Genomic DNA, 20,413 nt, shown 5'->3' with positions numbered 1-20,413 from the left:
CGGCGGCCGGTGCCGGCTCCGGGCGTCCGGCGACCACCGTGCCGACGCCCGGGACGGCCCGCACCAGGCCCCGGCCGCGCAGCTCCGCCAGCACCCTGCTGGCCGTCGCCATCGCCACGTTCCAGCGGCGGGTGATCTCCCGGGTGGACGGCACCCGGTCGCCCGGGCGCAGCTCGCCGCGTTCGATCCGCTCCCGCAGTTCGGCCGCGATCTGCTCGTAGCGGTCCACCCGCCCACCTCCGCACTAGTGCACCAGTGCCCGCCATGCTAGCTGCCGCGGCGCTCGCGGCACCAGCCGCCGACCCTCGCCCGAGCGCCCTGGTGCACTAGGGCAGCAATCCCGAATCCCTTCATCTTCGCCTTGCCCAGTGCACTGCGTACGGCGTACGTTCGGTGTCATGGAGAACATGACGACGAACCCCGACATCCTCGTCTCGGGCGGTGGCATCGCCGGTTCCGCCCTGGCGTACTGGCTACGCAGGGCGGGCTTCCGCCCGGTGGTGGTGGAGCGCGCCCCCACCTCCCGGTCCGGCGGCCAGACCGTCGACCTGCGCGGCGCCGGACGCACCGTCGTCGAGCGGATGGGCCTGCTGGAGCGCGCCCGCGAGCTCGCCGTCGACCAGCGCGGCATCGCCCTGGTCGACCGCCGGGGCCGGCACACCGCCCGGCTTCCCACCGAACTCTTCGGCGGCGAGGGCATCGTCTCCGACCTGGAGATCCTCCGCGGCGACCTCGCCGACCTGCTGCACGGAGCCGTCGCCGACGACGTCGAGCACCTCTTCGACGACACCCTCACCGCCCTGCACCAGGACGCCGACGGCGTGCACGCCACCTTCGAGAACGCCCCGCCCCGCCGCTTCGACCTGGTGGTCGGCGCCGACGGCCTGCACTCCGTCACCCGCCGACTGGCCTTCGGCCCGGAGCGCGAGCACTTCGTCCCGCTCGGCGGCTACACCGCCTGGTTCACCGCCCGCCTCGACCTCGACCTCGACGGCTGGTTCCTGATGTACAACGCCCCCGGCGGCCTGGTCGCGATGGCCCGCCCCGGCCGTCTGCCCGGCGAGACCAAGGTCGGACTCAGCTTCCGCTCCGCCCCCGTCGCCCTCGACCGCCGCGACCGCACCGCCCAACAGCGCCTGCTCACCGAGAAGTTCACCGGGGCCGGCTGGGAGACCGACCGGCTGCTCGCCGCGATGGCCGACGCCGACGACTTCTTCTTCGAACACCTCGGCCAGGTCCGCCTCGACGGCTACGCCCGTGGCCGGGTCGCCCTGGTCGGCGACGCCGCCTGCTGCCCCAGTCCGCTCACCGGCCTCGGCACCAGCCTCGCCCTGGTCGGCGCCCACCTACTGGCCGGCGAACTCGCCACCGCCCGAGGCGACTTCACCACCGCCTACGCCGCCTACCAGCACCGCATGCACCCCTACGCCGCCCAGGCCCGACGACTCCCGCCCGGCGGCATGCGCGGCTACGCCCCCGGCAGCGCCCCGATGATCGCCCTGCGCGCCGCCTCCATGCGCTGGATGACCCGCTGGCCGCTGCGCCGCCTGATGGAGTCCCAGGCCGCCAAGGCGTCCGACGTCGAACTCCCCGACTACCAGCAGGCGTTCGCCTGAGCCGGGCCCCGAGCCGGTCTCTGAGCCGGGCCCGGGGGGCGGGAACGGGGACGGCCCCGGTCTCCGTGGGGTGAGACCGGGGCCGTCGGGGAAGAGGTGGCGCGTCAGCCGGTGAAGCCGGCCGTGATGGAGGTGAACTGCCAGTCGGACTGGGCGATGCCGGAGCAGGTCTCTTGCAGGCCGCCGCCCGCGCAGCCGCGGTCGCGGTTGACCGACCAGAACGCCAGGCGGGCGATGTGGTTGGTGTTGGCCCAGTCGCGGATCGCGGTCCAGTTGGCAATCGTGGTGGTCTCGTTGTTGTCGCTGAGACCGTTCATGCCGGAGATGCCCAGGTGCGAGTACGCGGTGGCGTCGTCCCAGCCGTAGACCGACTTGAGCTTGTTCTTCAGGCCGGTCGCCGCGCTGACGGTGGCGGCGTACATGTCGGTCGACGCGTTGCCGAAGTCGAACGGCATGATGGTGAAGACGTCGATGTCCGCGCCGAGCGCCTTGGACTGCTCGATCAGCCGGTTGCCCGGGGCGGTCGGGCCGCTGGTGGCGGTGCCGAAGGTGACGATCGTCTTGATGCCCGGATTCTTCTGCTTGACGATCTTCAGCGCGTTCAGGATGCGGTCCTGGACGGTGTAGTTCTCGAACTCGTCGGTGTTCTCGATGTCGATGTCGATCGCCTTCAGGTTGTAGGCGTCGATCACCTTCTGGTAGGCACCGGCCAGCGCGGTCGCGTCGGCGCAGTTCGGGCCGAGCTTGTTGCCCGACCAGCCGCCGAAGGACGGGACGACGTCGCCGCCCGCGGCGCGCACCGCGTTGATGGTCTGCTGGTCCACGCCGTTGAGTAGCGGGCGCTGGCTGTCCCAGGTCGGGTTGCAGCCGTTCTGCGCCAGCACGAAGGCGAGGGTGAACCACTTGATGCCGGTCGCGTTCATCACGGTGGCCGCGGCCGGCGGGTTGCCCCAGCCGTTGTACAGGTACGGCGCGGCCTGCTTGAAGGTGCCGGGCGTGCCGCCGCCGCTCGAAGGCGTGGTCACCGAGAGCGAGTTGGAGGCGGCGGAGGCGTTGCCCGCCGCGTCCCGGGCCTTCACGGTGAAGGTGTACGAGGTGGAGGCGGTCAGGCCGGTGACGGTCGCCGTGGTGCCGGTGACGCTGGTCGCCAGGGTGCCGTTGCGGTAGACGTCGTACGCGGTGACGCCGACGTTGTCGGTCGAGGCGCCCCAGGACAGCGAGACCTGGGTGGCTGCGGTCGCGGTGGCGGTCAGCGCGCTCGGCGCGGTCGGCGCCTGCTGGTCGCCGCCGGCGGGCGTGGTCACCGCGAGCGAGTTGGAGGCGGCGGAGGCGTTGCCCGCCGCGTCGTGCGCCTTCACGGTGAAGGTGTACGAGGTGGAGGCGGTCAGGCCGGTGACGGTCGCGCTGGTGCCGGTGACCGTGGTGACCAGCGTCCCGTTGCGGTAGACGTCGTAGCCGGTGACGGCGACGTTGTCGGTCGAGGCGCCCCAGGAGAGCGAGACCTGGGTGGCCGCGGTCGAGGTGGCCGTCAGGTTGCCGGGGACGGTCGGCGCCTGGGTGTCCGGCGTGCCGCCGCCGGGGCCGTCCAGGCTGATGTCGTCCGCGTAGTACGTGCCCTGGCCGAACCAGCCGTTCAGGTACACCTCGGCGGTGGTCTGCGCAGCGCCGGTGGTGAAGCTCACCGTCAGCTGCTTCCAGTCGGCGGCGGACGGCGTCCAGGTCGAGGTGCCGCCGGTGACGCCGAGGTACACGTAGTTGCCGCGGACCCAGCTCGACAGCGAGTAGGTGGTGTTGGGCTGCACCGCGACGGTCTGGACGCACTTGGCGTTGTCCGAGGCGCTGACCGCGCCGGCCAGCGCCTTGCTGCCGCCGTGGACTGGCGTCGAGACGACCGAGCCGAGGCCGCCGGAGCAGGTCCAGCCGCTCAGGGAACCGGTCTCGAAACCGGGGTTGGTCAGGATGTTCGCGGCGCTGGCGCTGCTCGGGACGGCCGCGACCGCGGCCGTCGCCAGCAGCAGCGCGGCGGCACCGATCGCGGTGGCGCGGCGGTTGGGGGCGTGCACGGGTACCTCCAGTGGGGGATGGGGGCGGAGGTGCGTTGGGAGCGCGCACAACAAAATGGACTGGACCAATTGGTTATGTCAAGGCTAGGTCAAGGTGCGGACGGTTCGCTGACCCTCCGTCAGGACCCGCCGCGCACCCTCCGGGAGCCGCCGCGGCACTGCTCCGTCCGGGTGTCTTGCGGCACGCCGGAACCGGCCCCGAGGCCCAGCTCGGGCACGATCGTTCAGCCCAGCTGTGGCACCCGTTAAGAATTCCTCGATGGACCGAACCCGCCGTGACCAGGCAGATTTCACCCTGCCCGGCCGGTGACCGCCGCACGCCGGGCCGCCCCACCGGGCCTGCGACCCCCGCAGCGCCCGCCCCGCGGCCTGCCGACCCGCAGGCCCGCCGAACCCCGCGTCAGGAGCGCTCGCCGTGAAGGCACTCGTCAAGCTGAACGCCGAACCCGGACTCTGGATGACCGACGTCCCGGAACCGGAGATCGGCCCCGGCGACGTCCTGATCAAGGTCCTGCGCACCGGCATCTGCGGCACCGACCTGCACATCCGCACGTGGGACAACTGGGCCCAGCAGACCATCAAGACCCCGATGACCATCGGCCACGAGTTCGTCGGCGAGGTCGCCGCGGTCGGCGCCGCCGTCACCGACGTCACCGTCGGTGACCTGGTCAGCGGCGAGGGCCACCTGGTCTGCGGCAAGTGCCGCAACTGCCTGGCCGGCCGCCGCCACCTGTGCCGCAACACCATCGGCCTGGGCGTCAACCGGGACGGCGCGTTCGCCGAGTACGTCGCGCTGCCCGCCTCCAACGTCTGGGTGCACCGCGTCCCCGTCGACCTCGACGTCGCCGCGATCTTCGACCCGTTCGGCAACGCCGTGCACACCGCGCTGTCCTTCCCGCTGGTCGGCGAGGACGTCCTGGTCACCGGCGCCGGACCGATCGGCATCATGGCCGCCGCCGTCGCCAAGCACGCCGGCGCCCGCAACGTCATGATCACCGACGTCTCCCCGTACCGCCTCGACCTCGCCCGCAAGCTCGGCGTCACCCTCGCCCTCGACGTCTCGCAGCACACCATCGAGGACGGCCAGCACCAGCTCGGCCTGCGCGAGGGCTTCGACGTCGGCCTGGAGATGTCCGGCCGCCCCGAGGCCATGCAGTCGATGATCGCCAACATGACGCACGGCGGGAAGATCGCCGTGCTCGGCCTGCCCGCCGACGACTTCCCGATCGACTGGGCCCGGGTCGTCACCTCGATGCTCACCATCAAGGGCATCTACGGCCGCGAGATGTTCGAGACCTGGTACGCGATGTCCGTGCTGCTGGAGGGCGGACTCGACCTCACCCCGGTGATCACCGGCCGGCACGCCGCCCAGGACTACGAGGCCGCCTTCGACGAGGCCGCCGGCGGCAACTGCGGCAAGGTCATCCTCGACTGGACGACGCTGTGAGCGCTATGACGGCAAGCCCGCTGACCCGGTAAGCCCGCTGATCCCCCGTTAGGAGCGACACCCCGTGTTCGAGAACGTCCGCGACGACCTCGCCGCCACCCTCACCGAGATCCGCGAAGCCGGCCTGTTCAAGCCGGAGCGCGTCATCGGCACCCCGCAGTCCGCCGAGATCACCGTCACCTCCGGCAACGGCGGCCAGGTGCTCAACTTCTGCGCCAACAACTACCTCGGCCTCGCCGACCACCCCGCCGTGGTCGCCGCCGCCAAGGACGCCCTCGACCGCTGGGGCTACGGCATGGCGTCCGTCCGCTTCATCTGCGGCACCCAGGACGTCCACAAGGAACTGGAGCAGCGGCTCTCCCAGTTCCTCGGCCAGGAGGACACCATCCTGTACTCCTCCTGCTTCGACGCCAACGGCGGCGTCTTCGAGACCCTGCTCGACGACCGCGACGCCGTCATCTCCGACGCCCTCAACCACGCCTCCATCATCGACGGCATCCGCCTCTCCAAGGCCCGCCGCCACCGCTACGCCAACCGCGACCTCGCCGACCTGGAGAAGCAGCTCCAGGACACCCAGGACGCCCGCCGCCGCCTGATCGTCACCGACGGCGTGTTCTCCATGGACGGCTACATCGCCCCGCTGCGCGAGATCTGCGACCTCGCCGACCGCTACGACGCCATGGTCATGGTCGACGACTCGCACGCCGTCGGCTTCGTCGGCCCCACCGGCCGCGGCACCCCCGAACTGCACGGCGTCACGGACCGAGTCGACATCATCACCGGCACCCTCGGCAAGGCCCTCGGCGGCGCGTCCGGCGGCTACGTCGCCGCCCGCCGCGAGATCGTCGCCCTGCTGCGCCAGCGCTCCCGCCCCTACCTGTTCTCCAACTCGCTCGCCCCGGTGATCGCCGCCGCCTCGCTCACCGTGCTCGACCTGCTGGAGACCAGCGACGACCTGCGCGACCGGCTGCGCGCCAACACCGAGCTGTTCCGGACGAAGATGACCGAGGCCGGGTTCGAGATCCTGCCCGGCGAGCACGCCATCGCCCCCGTCATGGTCGGCGACGCCGCCCGGGCCGGCCGCCTCGCCGAACTCCTGCTGGAACGCGGCGTCTACGTGATCGGCTTCTCCTACCCGGTGGTGCCGCACGGCGCCGCCCGGATCCGGGTCCAGCTCTCCGCCGCGCACAGCACCGAGGACGTCGAACGCGCCGTCGCCGCCTTCGTCGACGCCCGCGCCGCCCTGGACGCCTGACCCGACCGGACCAGGTGCGGGCACCCTCAACCGCACCCACCCCCGGGCCGCCCCGACCCCCCCTCCGGGGACGGCCCGCCCGGCGCGGGGAGCCATGCCCGGCTCCCCGCGCCGCCCGTGCCCCCGCGTTGCTCGTGCCATGCGCCGCTTGTGCTTCGGGCTGGCAGCTTCCCGCGCCGGTCGTGCTTCGCACCGCCCGCTCCCCGTCCTGCCCACTCCTCGCAGAGCGGTCCGCGGTCGCCCACCGCCAGCGAGCCGGACAGCCGTGCCGCTCCGCCGTCCGACCGGTCGGACGCCTGGACCCGACCGGTCCGACCCGGGCCACCCGGCGTCCCGACCGGCCCCGCCGCGCTGGCAGAATTGACCCCGTGATCGACGCACGACGGCTGCGGACCCTCCGGGCCGTGGCCGACCACCGGACGGTGACCGCCGCGGCGGCCGCGCTCTACCTCACCCCCTCCGCCGTCTCCCAGCAGCTCGCCGCCCTCGAACAGGAGACCGGCCACACCCTGCTGGTCCGCGCGGGCCGCGGCGTCCGGCTCACCGCCGCCGGCGAGATCCTGCTCACCCACGCCGACGCCGTCCTGGCCCAGCTCGAACGCGCCGAGGCCGACCTCGCCGCCTACGGCTCCGGCACGGCCGGAGAGATCACCGTCGCCGCCTTCGCCACCGGCATCGCCCTGGTCCTGGCCCCCGCCGTCACCGCACTCGCCGCGACCGCCCCCGCGCTCCGGGTCCGCGTCCTCGACGCGGAGGGCGACGCCAGCCTGCCGATGCTGCTCGACGGACGCGCCGACATCGCCGTCGCCGTCGAGTACCGCGGCGCCCCGCGCCCCGACGACCGCCGTCTCACCCGCCTCCCGCTGTACGCCGAGCCCTTCGACGCCGTCCTCCCGCTGCACCACCCGCTGGCCGACCGCCCCGGCCCGGTCGCCGTCGCCGACCTCGCCGCCGAACCCTGGATCGGCCCCTACCCGGGCAACCCCTGCCACGACGTCGTCCTGCTCGCCTGCGAACACGCGGGCTTCCAACCCCGGCTGGTGCACTCCTCCGACGACTTCCGGGCCGTCACCGCGCTCGCCTCGGCCGGCGCGGGCGTCGCCCTCGTCCCGCGCTCCGCCCTGCGCGGCACCGAACTCGACGCCGTCGCCGTCCGTCCCGTCGACAGCCCCCTCGCCACCCGCCGCGTCTTCGCCGCGACCCGGGCCGGTGCCGAACTCCACCCACTGATCAGCCCGGTCCTGACCGCGCTGGCCGGGGCGGCCGGGCACCTCGACCACCCGGCCTGATCCCCTCCGTGCCCCCCCACCGGGATCCCGGTCGCGCCGGGCCTTCCCCGCGCGCCGACCCCGGCCCGGTTCGCCCACATCCTCGTCACCGGGCTGTCCCGCTCCCACCCAGCCCCACACCGCCCGCCGTCGAATAATCGATCGACCGTGATCCGCCCGGACGGCTAGCTTCTGTCCGTCGACGGCAACCGGCCGGGAGGGGGCACCGAGGTGGAGCAGCAGGAGCAGGTGGAGCAGCGGGACCCGCGGGCCGCCGACTGGCCGCCGGAGCGGCGCGCCGAGCGGCGGGCCGCGCTGGTGGCGCGGATCCGGGCGGCGAACGCCGAGACGCTGGAGAGGCTGGCCGACCTGTGAGCACGCACCGTTCCGTTCCCGCCCGCACCGACCACCTCGATGAGGACGACATCGCCTACCTGGTCGGCGGCGCCGCCGTGGTGCGCGAGCGCTCGTTGCTGCAGTCGGCGCTCGGCCGTCCGCAGGCGTCGGCCTTCGGCGCGGACGCCTACCCGGACGTGTGGACCAAGGCGGTCGCGCTCGGCGAGTCCATCGCCCGCAACCACCCCCTCACCGACCGGAACAAGCGGACCACCTTCGAGTCGATGCTGCTGTTCCTCGACTACAACGGGCAGCCCTACAGCGACCCGCACCCGGACGACGCCGTGGCCTTCATGCTGAGGCTCGCCCAGGGCGGCTACGCGGGCCGGTTCGACGACGCGGTGGCCGACTTCCGCCGGATGCTCGGCGCCGCCGGGCTCTGAATCCCCCTTCGGGCCGGGGGCGGACCCTCGCCGCTGCCCTGACCGAATTGCCGGACACATTCTCATTCGTGACGGGCACACGGCCGCCGCCGGAGCCGGTGGGGCGTTACGGGCCGGTAAAACTTCGCAAAGGATCGCCCGCCCGTCGGGGGCCGGGTGCACCGAATTCAACAGATTGTTGCAGCTCAATGGCCACATGGTAACGATCCGTGAACTCGGCGCGACTCTCCGTTCCTGATGGCATTCGCAAGGCGCAGGAGTACGGTTCCAGGGAAATCGTCGGAGTCGGCTTCCGGACCGGACGGCCGTGCCGAAAACCGCTGCGCGGCCCCGGTCGGAAATGTGCGGCGGGTCTTCCGCGATGCCCGGGCATCGGGCGTCCAAACAATCGAACATTCGAGCAGTGCGAGAGCGTCCCGGCATTTCGATCGAATTCCGGAAAGGACGAGTGGTTCCCGTGAATCTCTCCCCGCGCGAGATCGACAAGCTGTACATCTACGTGGTGGCCGACCTGGCCCGCAAGCGCCGCGACCGCGGCGTCAAGCTGAACTACAGCGAAGCCTGCGCGCTGATCAGCGAGGCCGTCATGGAGGGCGCCCGGGACGGCCGCACCGTCGCCGAGTGCATGGAGATCGGCAAGCAGGCGGTCCGCGGCGCGGAGGTCATGCCGGGAGTGCGGGCGATGCTCCCGCTGCTGCAGGTCGAGGCGGCCTTCGTCGACGGCACCAAACTGGTCTCCTGTCACGACCCGGTCGGCGCCTGACCGATGACGCCCCCTCAGCGCGCCCTCGTGGTCCTGGCCGCGGGCCACGAGAGCGACGGCGGACGGGACCTCGCCGCCCTGGCCCCCGCCGGAGCCGGGACGCACGCCGCCACCGCCGCCGCACCGGCCACCGCCGCTGCTGCGGTGCACGCCGTCGCCCCGGCCGGACGGCCGCTCGCCGAGGCGGTCCGGTCGGCCCTGGCCGCCGCCGGGGACCGCCCGGTGTGCGTCGTCCCGATGACCCTCGGCCGGGATCCGCGCCTGGTCGCCGACGCCGCCCGGGCCCTGCGCTGGCTCGCCGCCGGGGAGGGGGCCGGCCGGCTCGCGCTGGCCGCGCCGTTCGCCGCCGCCGAACACCTGACCGGTTGGTTGCGCGCCGCCGCCGGGACGGCCCCGGGCGCCCCGGCGGCCCCGGACGGCGCGGTGCTGGTCACCGCCCCGGCGGCCGGCCCGTTCGAGGACGCCGAACTGTTCCGGATCGCCCGGCTGGCCCGGCAGTTCGGCCGGCACCGCTGGGTGGAGGTCGCGTTCGACGGCGGCGACCCGGACCCGGCCGAGGGCGCGGCCCGCTGCCGCCTGCTCGGCGCCCGGACGGTCACGGCGGTGCCCGCCTCGTTCGGTCCCGCCCTGCGCACCCCCGTGCCCGGCGTGCGCGACGGCGGCCCGCTGCTGCACCCGTCCGCCGTCACCGGCGTGGTCGCGGCCCGGACGGTGGCGGCCCTGCACCTGCTCGGCCACGGCGAGGACGGCATCGCGGCCGGCCTGGACGCCGAGCACGGCCACGGCCACGCGCACAGCCACCCCCACGCACCCGCGCACACGCACTGACCCCCGCCCGCGCACACGCACAAGCCCACGCCCACGCACCCGCACTGCCCCCCGCACCCGACAGAGAGGGAGGCCGCCATGTCCGGTGGCGCCGCGTACCTGTACGGCGACGACCCGGTGGAGATCAACGCCGGCCGCGCCAAGGCCACCGTCACGGTCAGCAACACGGGCGACCGGGCGATCCAGGTCGGCTCGCACTACCACTTCTTCGAGGCCAACCGGGCCCTCGCCTTCGACCGCGCGGCCGCCTTCGGCATGCACCTCGACATTCCGGCCGGCACCGCCGTCCGGTTCGAACCGGGCGACACCAGGGACGTCGTGCTGGCCGAGTTCGGCGGCCACCGCCGCCTGGTCGGCTTCGCCGGCCTCGCGGACGGCGGCGTCACCGCCCCCGCCACCCGCGAGCGGGCGCTGCGCCGGGCCGCCGAGCAGGGGTTCCGGAGCGCCGGCGCCCCCGGGAACAGCTCCGCGAGCGTCCCCGCGAGCGCCCCCGGGCGCCAGGAAGGCGAGCGCTGATGGCCGTCCTCCCCCGCAAGCAGTACACCGACCTGTTCGGTCCCACCGTCGGCGACCGCTTCCACCTCGCCGACACCAACCTGGTCGTCGAGGTCGAGCGGGACTTCAACCAGGGCCACTACGGCGACGAGGCCGTGTACGGCGGCGGCAAGGCGATCCGCGACGGCATGGCGCAGGACCCGGCGGCGACCTCCGCGCAGGGCGCGCTCGACCTGGTGATCACCAACGTGGTGGTGCTGGACGCGGTGCTCGGCGTGGTCAAGGGCGACATCGGCGTCAAGGACGGCTTCATCACCGCGGTCGGCAAGGCGGGCAACCCGCACACCCAGGGCGGCGTGCACCCCCGGCTGGTGATCGGCCCGGGCACCGAGGTGATCTCCGGCGAGCACCTGATCGCCACCGCGGGCGGCATCGACACGCACATCCACTTCATCGCCCCGCAGCAGGTCCAGGAGGCGCTGAGCAACGGCATCACCACGCTGATCGGCGGCGGCACCGGCCCGTCCGACGGCACCAACGGCACCACCTGCACGCCCGGCCCGTGGAACCTGCACCGGATGCACCAGGCCGTCGAGGACCTGCCGGTCAACGTCGGCCTGCTCGGCAAGGGCAACGGCGCGCTGCCCGGCGCGCTGCGCGAACAGGTCGAGGCGGGCGCCTGCGGCCTCAAGGTGCACGAGGACTGGGGCAGCACCCCGGCCGCGGTCGACAGCGCGCTGTCCGTCGCCGACGAGTACGACGTGCAGGTGGCGATCCACACCGACACCCTGAACGAGTCCGGCTACTTCGAGGACACCCTGTCCGCGGTCGACGGCCGCACCATCCACACCTTCCACACCGAGGGCGCGGGCGGCGGCCACGCCCCCGACATCATGCGGATCGCGGGCGAGCCCAACGTGCTGCCCTCGTCCACCAACCCGACGCTGCCCTACACCGTCAACTCGGTGGACGAGCTGCTCGACATGGTGATGGTCTGCCACCACCTCAGCCACAGCATCCCCGAGGACGTCTCGTTCGCCGACTCCCGGGTCCGCGCCGAGACCATCGCCGCCGAGACGGTGCTGCACGACGAGGGCGTGATCTCGATCCTCTCCTCCGACTCGCAGGCGATGGGCCGGATCGGCGAGTCCTTCACCCGCGCCTTCCAGACCGCGCACCACTGCAAGGACCAGCGCGGCAAGCTGGACGGCGACAGCGAGCGCAACGACAACCTCCGGGTGCTGCGCTACCTCGCCAAGCTCACCATCAACCCGGCCCTCGCCTCCGGCACCGCCGACCACATCGGCTCGCTGGAGCCCGGCAAGCTGGCCGACATCGTGCTCTGGCCGATCCACTCCTTCGCGGCCAAGCCCAAGATGGTGATCAAGGGCGGCATGATCGGCTGGGCGCTGATGGGCGACCCGAACGCCTCGCTGCCCACCCCCCAACCCGTCTACTACCGGCCGATGTTCGGCCAGTACGGCCGGGCCCGGCAGGCCACCCGGGTGACCTTCATGTCGCAGGCCGCCGTCGACCTCGGCGTCCCGGCCGAACTCGGCCTGCGCAGCACCGTGCTGCCGGTGCGCCGCTGCCGCTCGGTCGGCAAGCAGCACATGGTGCGCAACGACGCGCTGCCACGGATCGAGGTCGACCCGGAGACCTACCGGGTCACCCTGGACGGCGAACCGGCCACCATCGAACCGGCCCGGTCGCTGCCGCTCAACCACCTCTTCTACCTCGCGTGACCCCGGCCACCGGCGGGACGGACGCGCTGCTGGTCTGCCTCCAGCTCACCGACTCCGCCTTCCCCAGCGGCTTCTACACCCTCTCGCACGGCCTGGAGGGCTACGCCCAGGCGCGCGCCGTCACCCCGGAGACGCTGCCCGCGCTGCTCGCCGACCTGCTCCGGCACGGCGTCGGCCCGTCCGACGCCACCGCGCTGGTCCTGGCCCACCGGGCCGCGACGGCGGGGGAGTGGGAGCTGCTGGCCGCCGTCGACCGGCGGCTGCACGCCACCCGGCTGAACCGCGAACTGCGGCTGGCCGCCACCCGGACCGGGCGCCAACTCCTGGACATCGCACGGGAGTCGATCGGCGGCGAAGCGCTGGAGCGGTACGCCGACCTGGTCGCGGCCAAGCGCGCCCCCGGCTGCCAGCCGGTGGCCGCCGGAGTCGCCCACGCGGCGGCCGGCGTCCCGGTCGAACAGGCCGCCACCAGCGACCTGTTCGCGTTCTGCAGCAGCTTCGTCGGCGCCGCGCTGCGGCTGCGGCTGACCGACCACCGCAGGGCCCAGGTGCTGCTGCGCGGCGCCGCCCCGGTCATCCGGGAGACCGTCGAGGCCGCCCTGGCCAGGGAGCCGGCCGACCTCGGCGGCTGCGTCCCGGTCGCCGACGCGATGTCCGGGCGGCACGAGCGGGCCGAGGCCCGGCTGTTCATGACCTGAGAACCGTCACGGAGGCGAAGAGTTGACCGAGAACGTCCTGCGGATCGGCATCGGCGGCCCGGTGGGCTCCGGCAAGACCGCGCTGATCGAGGCGCTGGTGCCGGAGCTGATCGCCCGCGGCCACCGCCCGGCGGTGATCACCAACGACATCTACACCCAGGAGGACGCACAGCACGTGCGCCGCACCCTGGCCGGGGTCCTGGACCCCGAGCTGGTGGTCGGCGTGGAGACCGGCGCCTGTCCGCACACCGCCGTCCGCGACGACCCGACGATGAACCTGGCCGCCGGCGCCGAACTCCTGGAGCGCTTCCCCGAGGTCGACACCCTGCTGTACGAGTCCGGCGGCGACAACCTCACCCTCACCTTCAGCCCCGTCCTGGCCGACGTGTTCGTGTTCGTGCTGGACACCGCCGAGGGCGAGAAGATGCCCCGCAAGCGCGGCCCCGGCATCACCGAGTCCGACCTGCTCGTCATCAACAAGATCGACATCGCCCGGTACGTCCGCACCGACCTCGGCGTGATGGAGGCCGACGCCCACCGGGTCCGCGAGGGCAAGCCCGTCGTCCTCACCAACTGCCTGACCGGCGCGGGACTGGAGGAGATCGCCGACTTCCTGGCCACCTTCCGCAAGGCCGCCGGGTGACCCCCGCCCGGCCGTCGGCACGACCGACCCACCCCGCGCGACCGGCTCCGCTCGTCCGACCGGCCCGGCTCGACCCCGGGCACTACGAACCGGCCCGCGTCCCGCCCGAGGTCCGCTGCCTCGCCGGGACGCCCGACACCCTCGCGGTCGGACGCCCCGGCAAGGTCGGCCTGCTGGAACTGGCCTTCGAGCGGGTCGGCGGCCGCACCGAACTCACCGGCCACTACCAGAAGTCACCGCTGCAGATCACCCGCCCGCTGTACTTCGACCCGGCCCGGCCGGACCTCGCCGTCACCTTCCTGATGTCCACCGGCGGCGGCGTCCTGCAGGCCGACCGGCTCCGCACCGACCTGCACTGCGGCGCCGACACCGCCGTGCACCTCACCACCCAGGCGGCCACCAAGGTGCACCGGATGGAACACGACTACGCGACGCAACTGGTCCACCTGACGGCCGGCCCGCGCGCCTACGTCGAGTACCTCCCCGAACCGGTCATCCCGTTCGCCGGCTCCCGCCTCTACCAGCGCACCGTCCTCACCGTCGACCCGTCCGCCACCGTGCTGGCCGGCGAGACCGTGCTGGCCGGCCGGCTCGCCCGCGGCGAACGGCACGCCTACCGGGTGTTCGCCGCCGACCTGGAAGCACGCCGCCCGGACGGCGAACTCCTCGCCCTGGACACCGTCCGGCTGGTCCCCGCCGCCACCCCCGGCGGCGGCGTCACCGGCCCGGCCGTCCTGGCCGGGCACGACGTGATGTCCACCCTGTACGTCCTCAGCCCGCTCGCCCCGGCCGCCCGGATCGCCGACGTCCTGCACACCGCGCTCGCCCCGCTCGGCGACCGCGGCCCGCTGTACGGCGTCTCCACCCTGCCGGGGGAGTGCGGCGCCTGGCTGCGCCTGCTCGGCCCCGACACCCGCTCCTGCGCGGCCGCCCTCCGCACGGCCTGGGACGCCGTCCGCCGCGAACTGATCGGGGCCCCCGCACCCGAACTGCGCAAGACCTAGACCCGCGACCCGGTCGGCCCGCCGCCGGGGATCGGGCCCGCACCGACGCGAATCGGCCGATCCAGCGGCGTTCGGACAGCTCAACGAGCGTCCTGGCATATGCTGCCGGGTGGTCAGGGACGACCACCACCCACCCTCGCAGGAGTGCCCGATGAGCGATCACGAGACCGGCCGCAGCACCACCCCGATCCCGGTCGGCGTCATCGGGCTCGGCGACATCGCGCAGAAGGCGTACCTGCCGGTCCTCACCGCCCAACCCGGCCTCGACCTGCGCCTGATGACCCGCGACCGGGCCAAGCTCGACCGGATCGGCGACGCCCACCGCCTCCCATTCCGCACCACCGACCTGGGCGAACTCATCGACTCCGGCATCCGCGCCGCGTTCGTCCACGCCGCCACCGACCAGCACGTCCCGATCGTCGAGGAACTGCTCACCCGCGGCGTCGACGTCTACGTGGACAAGCCGCTCGCCTACGACCTCGACGGCGCCCGCCGCCTGGTCGCCCTCGCCGAACACACCGGCCGCTCCCTGCTGGTCGGCTTCAACCGCCGCCACGCCCCCGGCTACCTGCTCGCCGCCGAACGCCCGCGCGACCTGATCGTCCTGCAGAAGCACCGCGAGGGCCTGCCGGAACGCGCCCGCACCCTGGTCTACGACGACTTCATCCACGTCGTCGACAGCCTGCGCTTCCTCGTCCCCGGCGAGATCGAACACGTCGACGTCCGCTCCCGCACCCGCGACGGCCTGGTCGAACACCTGGTCCTCACCCTCGCCGGCCGCGGCTTCACCGCCCTCGGCATCATGAACCGGGTCTCCGGCTCCACCGAGGAGATCCTCGAAGTCTCCGGCGCCGACTCCAAGCGCGAGGTCCACAACCTCGCCGAAATCATCGACCACCGCGGCCAGCCCACCGTCCGCCGCCGCGGCGACTGGGTCCCGGTCGCCCGCCAGCGCGGCATCGAACAGGTCGTCCTGCACTTCCTCGACGCCCTCCGCGCCGGCAAGACCCTCGACGCCACCGACGCCCTGCGCACCCACGAACTCTGCGAACTCATCGTCGAGCGGATCGAATCCGCCGCCTCCTGACCCCGGTTCCCCGCCGTCCGGTCCGGCCCTCGGCTACGATGCCCGCAGGGCCGTGACTGGCGCACGGGTGGAGCACCACCGGGGAGCGGCCGCACCGCCGTTGCCGCGCGCCTGGGCGAACTCACCCCGAGACCCAGGGAGTTGCGCCCATGACCGACCAGAACCCCGTCCTCGCCCGGCTGATGGACGGTACCGCCCCCGCCCGCCGCCTCATCGAGGCCACCGCCGCCGGGGCCGCCGACCTCCGCCTGCGCACCGGTGTCACCCCCTGCCTCGCCACCGTCCTGGTCGGCGAGGACCCGGCCTCCGTCACCTACGTCCGGATGAAGCGCAACCGCTGCGAGAAGGCCGGCATCCGCTCCCGCCACGTCCCACTCCCGGTCGCCACCACCACCGCCCAACTCGTCGACGTCCTGGGTGAGTTGTCCGCCGACCCGACCGTCCACGGCATCCTGCTCCAGCATCCGGCCGGCCCGCGGGTCGACGAACGCGCCGCCTTCGAAGCCATCGCCCCCGCCAAGGACGTCGACGGCGTCACGACGCACTCCTTCGCCGCCATGTCCTTCGGCCTTCCCGGTTTCACCTCCTGCACCCCCGGCGGCATCGTGCGCCTGCTCGACGAGTACCGGGTCGGGCTGACCGGCAAGCACGCCGTCGTGATCGGCCGCAGCGCGATCCTCGGCAAGCCCGCGGGCATGCTGCTGCTCGCCCGCGACGCCACCGTCACCTACTGCCACTCGCGGACGGTCGACCTCCCGTCGATCGTCCGCGAAGCCGACGTCCTGATCGCCGCCGTCGGCAGGCCCGAACTCATCCGCGGCGAACACCTCAAGCCCGGCGCGGTCGTCATCGACGCGGGCTACAACCCCGGCAACGTCGGCGACGTCCACTTCGCCTCGGCCCGCGAGCGCGCCGGCCTGATCACCCCGGTGCCGGGCGGCGTCGGCCCGATGACGATCGCGGTGCTACTGGCCCAGACGGTGGAGGCGGCGACGCGTCAACTCGGCCCGCAGCGGCAGTGATCGGACGGCCGCGCACCGGTCGTCGGCCGGTGCGCGGCCGCCCGGGATCACTGGCCCATCACGTAGCGGACGGTCGGGCCGGTGGTCCAGCCGCCGTCCACCGCCAGCTCGGCGCCGGTGACGTAGGAGGCCGCGTCGGACAGCAGGAAGACGGTGGCCGCGGCGATCTCGGGCGCCTCGCCGACCCGGCCCATCGGGGTGTTGGGGTAGTTGCCCTCGCCGCGCTGGATTCCGGTGGACGCGGTCATCGGCGTGTAGGTCATGCCCGGGTGGACGGAGTTCACCCGGATCCGGTCCACGCCCAGCTCCACCGCGCCGATCTTGGTCAGGCCGCGCACGCCCCACTTGGAGGCGCCGTAGCCGGCGGTCAGCGCCAGGCCCATCAGGCCGGCCGCCGAGGAGATGTTCACCACCGAGCCGCCGCCCGCCGCCCGCAGCGCCGGGACGACCGTCTTCATGCCGATGAACACGCCGGTCAGGTTGATGTCGAGCACCTTGCGGAAGTGCTCCACCGACTCGTCGACCAGGAAGCTCCCGGTGGAGATGCCCGCGTTGTTCACCAGCCCGTGCACCGCGCCGAACTCGGCCTGCGCGTACTCGACCGCGTCCGCCCAGTCCTGCTCCGAGCTGACGTCGTGGTGGCGATAGCGGGCCCGCTCGCCCAGTTCGGCGGCGGTGGCCTCGCCGTCCGCGTCCAGGACGTCGGTGATCAGCACGTTCGCCCCCGCCGCGACCGCCTGCCGGGCGGTCTCCGCGCCCAGGCCCCGGGCCCCGCCGGTGATGATGACGGTCTTGCCGGACAACTCGCTCATGACTTGCTCCTCGGTGCTCGGCGCCTCGTGGGCGCCCGGTTTCCTTGCCGCGCCGCCGCCGCTGCTTCAGCCACTGCCTCCACAGCGCCGCACCGCGCTCCGCGTCCGCCTCCTGCGTCCGCGCCCTACCGCTGGGTCCTGCGTCCTCCTTCCGCCACCGCCACCGCCACCGCCACCGCCACCGCCGCCGGGCCGGGGTCTCCCGCTCCGGGCGGGGCGCTCAGGGCACCGGCGCGGTCAGCAGGCCGGTGCAGACGGAGACCAGGTCGGCGAGGTACGCGCCGTCCCCGCTCAGGGTGGGCTCGCCTTCGGCGAGCTGCCGGGCGCGTTCGGCCAGCGCGGCCCCGATCAGGGTCAGCGCCAGGTCGATCCGCTCCAGCCGGACGGCCTCGGGGGCCAGCGGGACCAGCGGTGCCTCCAGTTCGAGGATCAGCCGCCAGTACAAGGTGCCCGCGAGCCCGGCGTGCGGACGCCGCTCCCGGATGCCGCTGCGGTGGCTGACCTGGGTGGAGATCCGCAGGCAGTCCCGGCCGCGCTCGGTGCGCAGCTCGGTGGCCTCCGCGTCGACCAGCGCCCCCAGCAGCTCGCCCAGCGGCCGCCCCTCGGGCTGCGGCATCCGCGCGGCCAGCGCCCGTTCGGTGCGCTGCTGGCGCTCGGCCATCACCGCGTCCAGCAGGCCCTCGCGCGAACCGAAGTGGTACTGCACCGCGGACGGGTTCGCCTGCCCGGCCTGCCGCACCACCTCGCGCAGCTGCGCGCCGTGCACCCCCTGCGCCGCGAACAGGCGCTCGGCGGACCGGATCAGCAGCGCCCGGGTGGAGCCGTCGCCGGAGCCGCCACCCACAAGGGTGCTCCGTGCACCCGTCGACTTCCTCGTCATGTCTCCACATTAATGCTCACCATTATTAATGTCGAGCATTAGTCCGGTTGGCGGCCCCCGCCACCCGTCCGTGGGCCGCCTGGGAACTCGCTGGGAACCCCGGCGCGCGGCAAGAGGAATCTCCAAGCCGCTGTTGCTAGCTTCGTGACGCATGATCGACTCGTCCCACCTGGCAGCCCGGTCACGCTCCCTGGCGCTCCACCTGCTGTCCCGGCTCAAGCTCCGACACCTCGCCTGGCCGCTCTTCGCGCTGGCCTTCTGGCGCTACCTCGCGGTCTACGGCCTGCCCTACGCCAACGACGTGGTCTTCCTGTGGCTGATCGCCGCCCTGGTCACGGCGTCCGTGCACAGCGGCGGCCGCAAGGGCTGGCTGTACGTCCTGCGCGACTGGGTCCCCGTGATGGCCGTGGTCTGGGCGTACTCCCTGCTCCGCGGCTACGGGGCGCACACGCCGTGGCGCCCGCACTACGCCCCGCAGATCGCCTTCGACGAGGTGCTCGGCTTCGGCGAGACCTGGACCGTCCGCCTGCAGGACCTGCTCTACCACCCCGGCCACCCGCAGTGGTACGACTACGCCGCCGTCACCGTCTACATGTCGCACTTCTTCGCGGTGTTCGTGATCCTCGCCGTGCTGTGGAAGCGCAACCACGCCCGGTTCCGGCACTTCCTCGGCTGCTACCTGGCGATGACCGCGATCGGCTTCGCCACCTACGTGCTCTACCCCGCCGACCCGCCGTGGCTGGCCGGCCTGGAGGGCCACATGCCGGTCGTCGACCGGGTGGTCAACACCGTGCTCAACGACAGCGGCCTGCCCCGGGCGGGCACCATCTTCGAGAACGGCAGCAAGTTCGCCAACGACGTCGCCGCGATGCCCTCGCTGCACGCCGCCTACCCGATGGTGATCGCGCTGTTCTTCTGGCCGCTGGCCGGCCGCAAGCTGCGGGTCCTGCTCGCCGCGTACCCGCTGGCGATGGCCTTCACGCTGGTCTACGGCGCCGAGCACTTCATCATCGACATCCTGGTCGGCTGGGCCTTCGCCTGGGCGATGGTCGCCCTGGTCAACCGTTTCGTCGCCCGCCGCGCCGCGGCCCGGGAGGCGAAGGAGGCGGCCGCCGCCCCCGCCGCCGAACCGACCGTCCCGGTCGGCTGACGAGGGACGTCCCCCCACTCCGTGGGCCCCGGCCCCGGCCCGGCAAGGTGGTGCCGGACCGGGGCCTTCCGCATGTCCGGACGGGGTCGCGGCGCGCCCCGGACGGTTCGCTCCGGAGCGCCTGAACACCACCTGCGCACCAGCTGGACGGCACCTGGAGGACACCTGGACGGCACTGCCGCGCCACCTCCGGCCCACCTCCCGCCCGGCCCTCCGGAGCCCCGGTCGCCGGCCTTCCCGCCGCCCCTCCGGGAGCCCGCCCGACCCCCTCGGAGGCCCGGCCGGCCGATGCTGGGCGGCAGCCGGGAGGTCCCTGGGCATTCCCTGTGAATCGAACGACCCCGCGTCCGCGCTGGTGGGCCGCCCGAGTGAACCTGACGGCACGTCAGGACGCGCGGTTCCGGCTCGGCCGGACGGGTGCGGCGAAGGCTTTGCCAATCCGTGGCGGAGTCTTGTTCCGCCCCCCGGTAGCGTCGTGCGGAACCCAGCAGGAGGACCCGCATCATGGCCGTACCCCACGCCCCGTCAGCGCCCGGCGCGCGCTCCCGGACCGCCGGCCGGCCGACGGCCCGATGATCTCCGGCCACGTCGCCGCATCGGCCCTGTGGGCGGTCCTGACCTCGCTGGGCGTGCTGCTCTCCGGCTTCGGCCTGGCCTCCACGATCCGGATCCGCCCCGGCACCGACCGCCCCCGCGACCACCTGCTCGGCCCGCTGCTGATCGCCTTCGGCATCCTGGTCGCGGGCTTCGGCCTCTGGCTGCTCTGAGAAAGTGTGGGGTAATTAGCTGATTACTGATCGTTGAGGTCGTCGGCGAGGCGGCGTGCTGCTTCGGTCTCGATGGGGCCGCGTGGCTCGA

At 73.3% G+C, this 20,413-nt stretch carries 21 protein-coding genes and 1 riboswitch; of the genes, 17 read left to right on the top strand and 4 right to left on the bottom strand.

Annotated elements, in window-relative coordinates; all coding sequences use genetic code 11:
- Positions 1-229 (bottom strand): GntR family transcriptional regulator (locus ACWEO5_RS32930; protein WP_452165807.1); only part of this gene is annotated, 229 nt, incomplete at its 3' end.
- 169 nt (positions 230-398) lie between these two features.
- On the opposite strand from ACWEO5_RS32930, the gene ACWEO5_RS32925 reads away from it, so the two are divergent.
- Positions 399-1,616 carry an FAD-dependent monooxygenase gene (locus ACWEO5_RS32925; RefSeq protein WP_452165806.1) on the top strand — a complete coding sequence of 406 codons (1,218 nt, stop codon included), beginning with the start codon at positions 399-401 and terminating at the stop codon, positions 1,614-1,616.
- Positions 1,617-1,720: 104 nt separating this feature from the next.
- Here ACWEO5_RS32925 and ACWEO5_RS32920 read toward each other — a convergent pair whose 3' ends face one another.
- A complete protein-coding gene (locus ACWEO5_RS32920; RefSeq protein ID WP_452165805.1) occupies positions 1,721-3,679 on the bottom strand; it encodes a fibronectin type III domain-containing protein in 1,959 nt (652 codons plus the stop codon).
- 415 nt (positions 3,680-4,094) lie between these two features.
- On the opposite strand from ACWEO5_RS32920, the gene tdh reads away from it, so the two are divergent.
- The 14 genes from tdh (at position 4,095) to ACWEO5_RS32850 (ending at position 16,713) form a co-directional block, all read left to right on the top strand.
- A complete protein-coding gene (gene tdh / locus ACWEO5_RS32915) occupies positions 4,095-5,126 on the top strand; it encodes an L-threonine 3-dehydrogenase (protein WP_452165804.1) in 1,032 nt (343 codons plus the stop codon).
- A gap of 64 nt (positions 5,127-5,190) precedes the next feature.
- Complete coding sequence (locus ACWEO5_RS32910) at positions 5,191-6,381, top strand: glycine C-acetyltransferase (RefSeq protein ID WP_452165803.1); 1,191 nt, start codon at positions 5,191-5,193, stop codon at positions 6,379-6,381.
- Between the two features lie 368 nt (positions 6,382-6,749).
- Positions 6,750-7,670 carry a LysR family transcriptional regulator gene (locus ACWEO5_RS32905; protein WP_452165802.1) on the top strand — a complete coding sequence of 307 codons (921 nt, stop codon included), beginning with the start codon at positions 6,750-6,752 and terminating at the stop codon, positions 7,668-7,670.
- A gap of 210 nt (positions 7,671-7,880) precedes the next feature.
- Complete coding sequence (locus ACWEO5_RS32900; protein ID WP_344557101.1) at positions 7,881-8,024, top strand: hypothetical protein; 144 nt, start codon at positions 7,881-7,883, stop codon at positions 8,022-8,024.
- The gene (locus tag ACWEO5_RS32895; RefSeq protein ID WP_452165801.1) at positions 8,021-8,428 is read left to right on the top strand and encodes a type II toxin-antitoxin system death-on-curing family toxin; all 408 of its coding nucleotides are present in this window, start codon (positions 8,021-8,023) and stop codon (positions 8,426-8,428) included. The genes ACWEO5_RS32900 and ACWEO5_RS32895 overlap by 4 nt, the downstream gene beginning before the upstream one ends.
- Positions 8,429-8,885: 457 nt before the next feature.
- A complete protein-coding gene (locus ACWEO5_RS32890) occupies positions 8,886-9,191 on the top strand; it encodes an urease subunit gamma (RefSeq protein ID WP_344557103.1) in 306 nt (101 codons plus the stop codon).
- Positions 9,192-9,194: 3 nt separating this feature from the next.
- Complete coding sequence (locus tag ACWEO5_RS32885; protein WP_452165800.1) at positions 9,195-10,019, top strand: cobalamin biosynthesis protein CbiX; 825 nt, start codon at positions 9,195-9,197, stop codon at positions 10,017-10,019.
- A 78-nt stretch (positions 10,020-10,097) separates the two neighbouring features.
- Positions 10,098-10,535, top strand: a complete 438-nt coding sequence (locus ACWEO5_RS32880; protein ID WP_452165799.1) for an urease subunit beta — start codon at positions 10,098-10,100, stop codon at positions 10,533-10,535.
- Positions 10,535-12,259, top strand: a complete 1,725-nt coding sequence (gene ureC, locus ACWEO5_RS32875) for an urease subunit alpha (protein ID WP_452165798.1) — start codon at positions 10,535-10,537, stop codon at positions 12,257-12,259. Before ACWEO5_RS32880 ends, ureC begins: the two co-directional genes overlap by 1 nt.
- Positions 12,256-12,957, top strand: a complete 702-nt coding sequence (locus tag ACWEO5_RS32870) for an urease accessory protein UreF (protein WP_452165797.1) — start codon at positions 12,256-12,258, stop codon at positions 12,955-12,957. Before ureC ends, ACWEO5_RS32870 begins: the two co-directional genes overlap by 4 nt.
- A gap of 22 nt (positions 12,958-12,979) precedes the next feature.
- The gene (gene ureG, locus ACWEO5_RS32865; RefSeq protein WP_452165796.1) at positions 12,980-13,600 is read left to right on the top strand and encodes an urease accessory protein UreG; all 621 of its coding nucleotides are present in this window, start codon (positions 12,980-12,982) and stop codon (positions 13,598-13,600) included.
- Positions 13,597-14,604 carry an urease accessory protein UreD gene (locus ACWEO5_RS32860; protein ID WP_452165795.1) on the top strand — a complete coding sequence of 336 codons (1,008 nt, stop codon included), beginning with the start codon at positions 13,597-13,599 and terminating at the stop codon, positions 14,602-14,604. The genes ureG and ACWEO5_RS32860 overlap by 4 nt, the downstream gene beginning before the upstream one ends.
- Before the next feature lie 187 nt (positions 14,605-14,791).
- Positions 14,792-15,691, top strand: a complete 900-nt coding sequence (locus ACWEO5_RS32855) for a Gfo/Idh/MocA family protein (RefSeq protein WP_344559637.1) — start codon at positions 14,792-14,794, stop codon at positions 15,689-15,691.
- Between the two features lie 42 nt (positions 15,692-15,733).
- Positions 15,734-15,815: riboswitch (ZMP/ZTP riboswitch) on the top strand.
- 25 nt (positions 15,816-15,840) lie between these two features.
- Positions 15,841-16,713, top strand: a complete 873-nt coding sequence (locus ACWEO5_RS32850) for a bifunctional 5,10-methylenetetrahydrofolate dehydrogenase/5,10-methenyltetrahydrofolate cyclohydrolase (RefSeq protein WP_452165794.1) — start codon at positions 15,841-15,843, stop codon at positions 16,711-16,713.
- Positions 16,714-16,760: 47 nt separating this feature from the next.
- On the opposite strand, the gene ACWEO5_RS32845 is transcribed toward ACWEO5_RS32850, so the two are convergent.
- Together ACWEO5_RS32845 and ACWEO5_RS32840 are read right to left on the bottom strand one after the other, a co-directional pair.
- A complete protein-coding gene (locus ACWEO5_RS32845; protein ID WP_344559627.1) occupies positions 16,761-17,525 on the bottom strand; it encodes a glucose 1-dehydrogenase in 765 nt (254 codons plus the stop codon).
- A gap of 220 nt (positions 17,526-17,745) precedes the next feature.
- Positions 17,746-18,405: a TetR/AcrR family transcriptional regulator gene (locus ACWEO5_RS32840; protein WP_452165793.1), complete on the bottom strand. Its 660-nt coding sequence runs from the start codon at positions 18,403-18,405 to the stop codon at positions 17,746-17,748.
- Between the two features lie 151 nt (positions 18,406-18,556).
- Between ACWEO5_RS32840 and ACWEO5_RS32835 the strand changes: the two genes are divergently transcribed.
- Both ACWEO5_RS32835 and ACWEO5_RS32830 read left to right on the top strand, forming a co-directional pair.
- Entirely contained in the window at positions 18,557-19,555 is a 999-nt protein-coding gene (locus tag ACWEO5_RS32835) for a phosphatase PAP2 family protein (RefSeq protein WP_452165792.1), read from the top strand.
- Between the two features lie 572 nt (positions 19,556-20,127).
- Positions 20,128-20,322 (top strand): hypothetical protein, encoded by a 195-nt coding sequence (locus tag ACWEO5_RS32830; protein WP_344559635.1) that lies wholly within the window; start codon positions 20,128-20,130, stop codon positions 20,320-20,322.
- Positions 20,323-20,413 lie beyond the last annotated feature (91 nt).

The sequence above is a fragment of the Kitasatospora sp. NPDC004272 genome (assembly GCF_053603035.1).
Note: the sequence above shows the minus strand (reverse complement) of the source record. Positions and strands in the feature narration are given on the sequence as shown.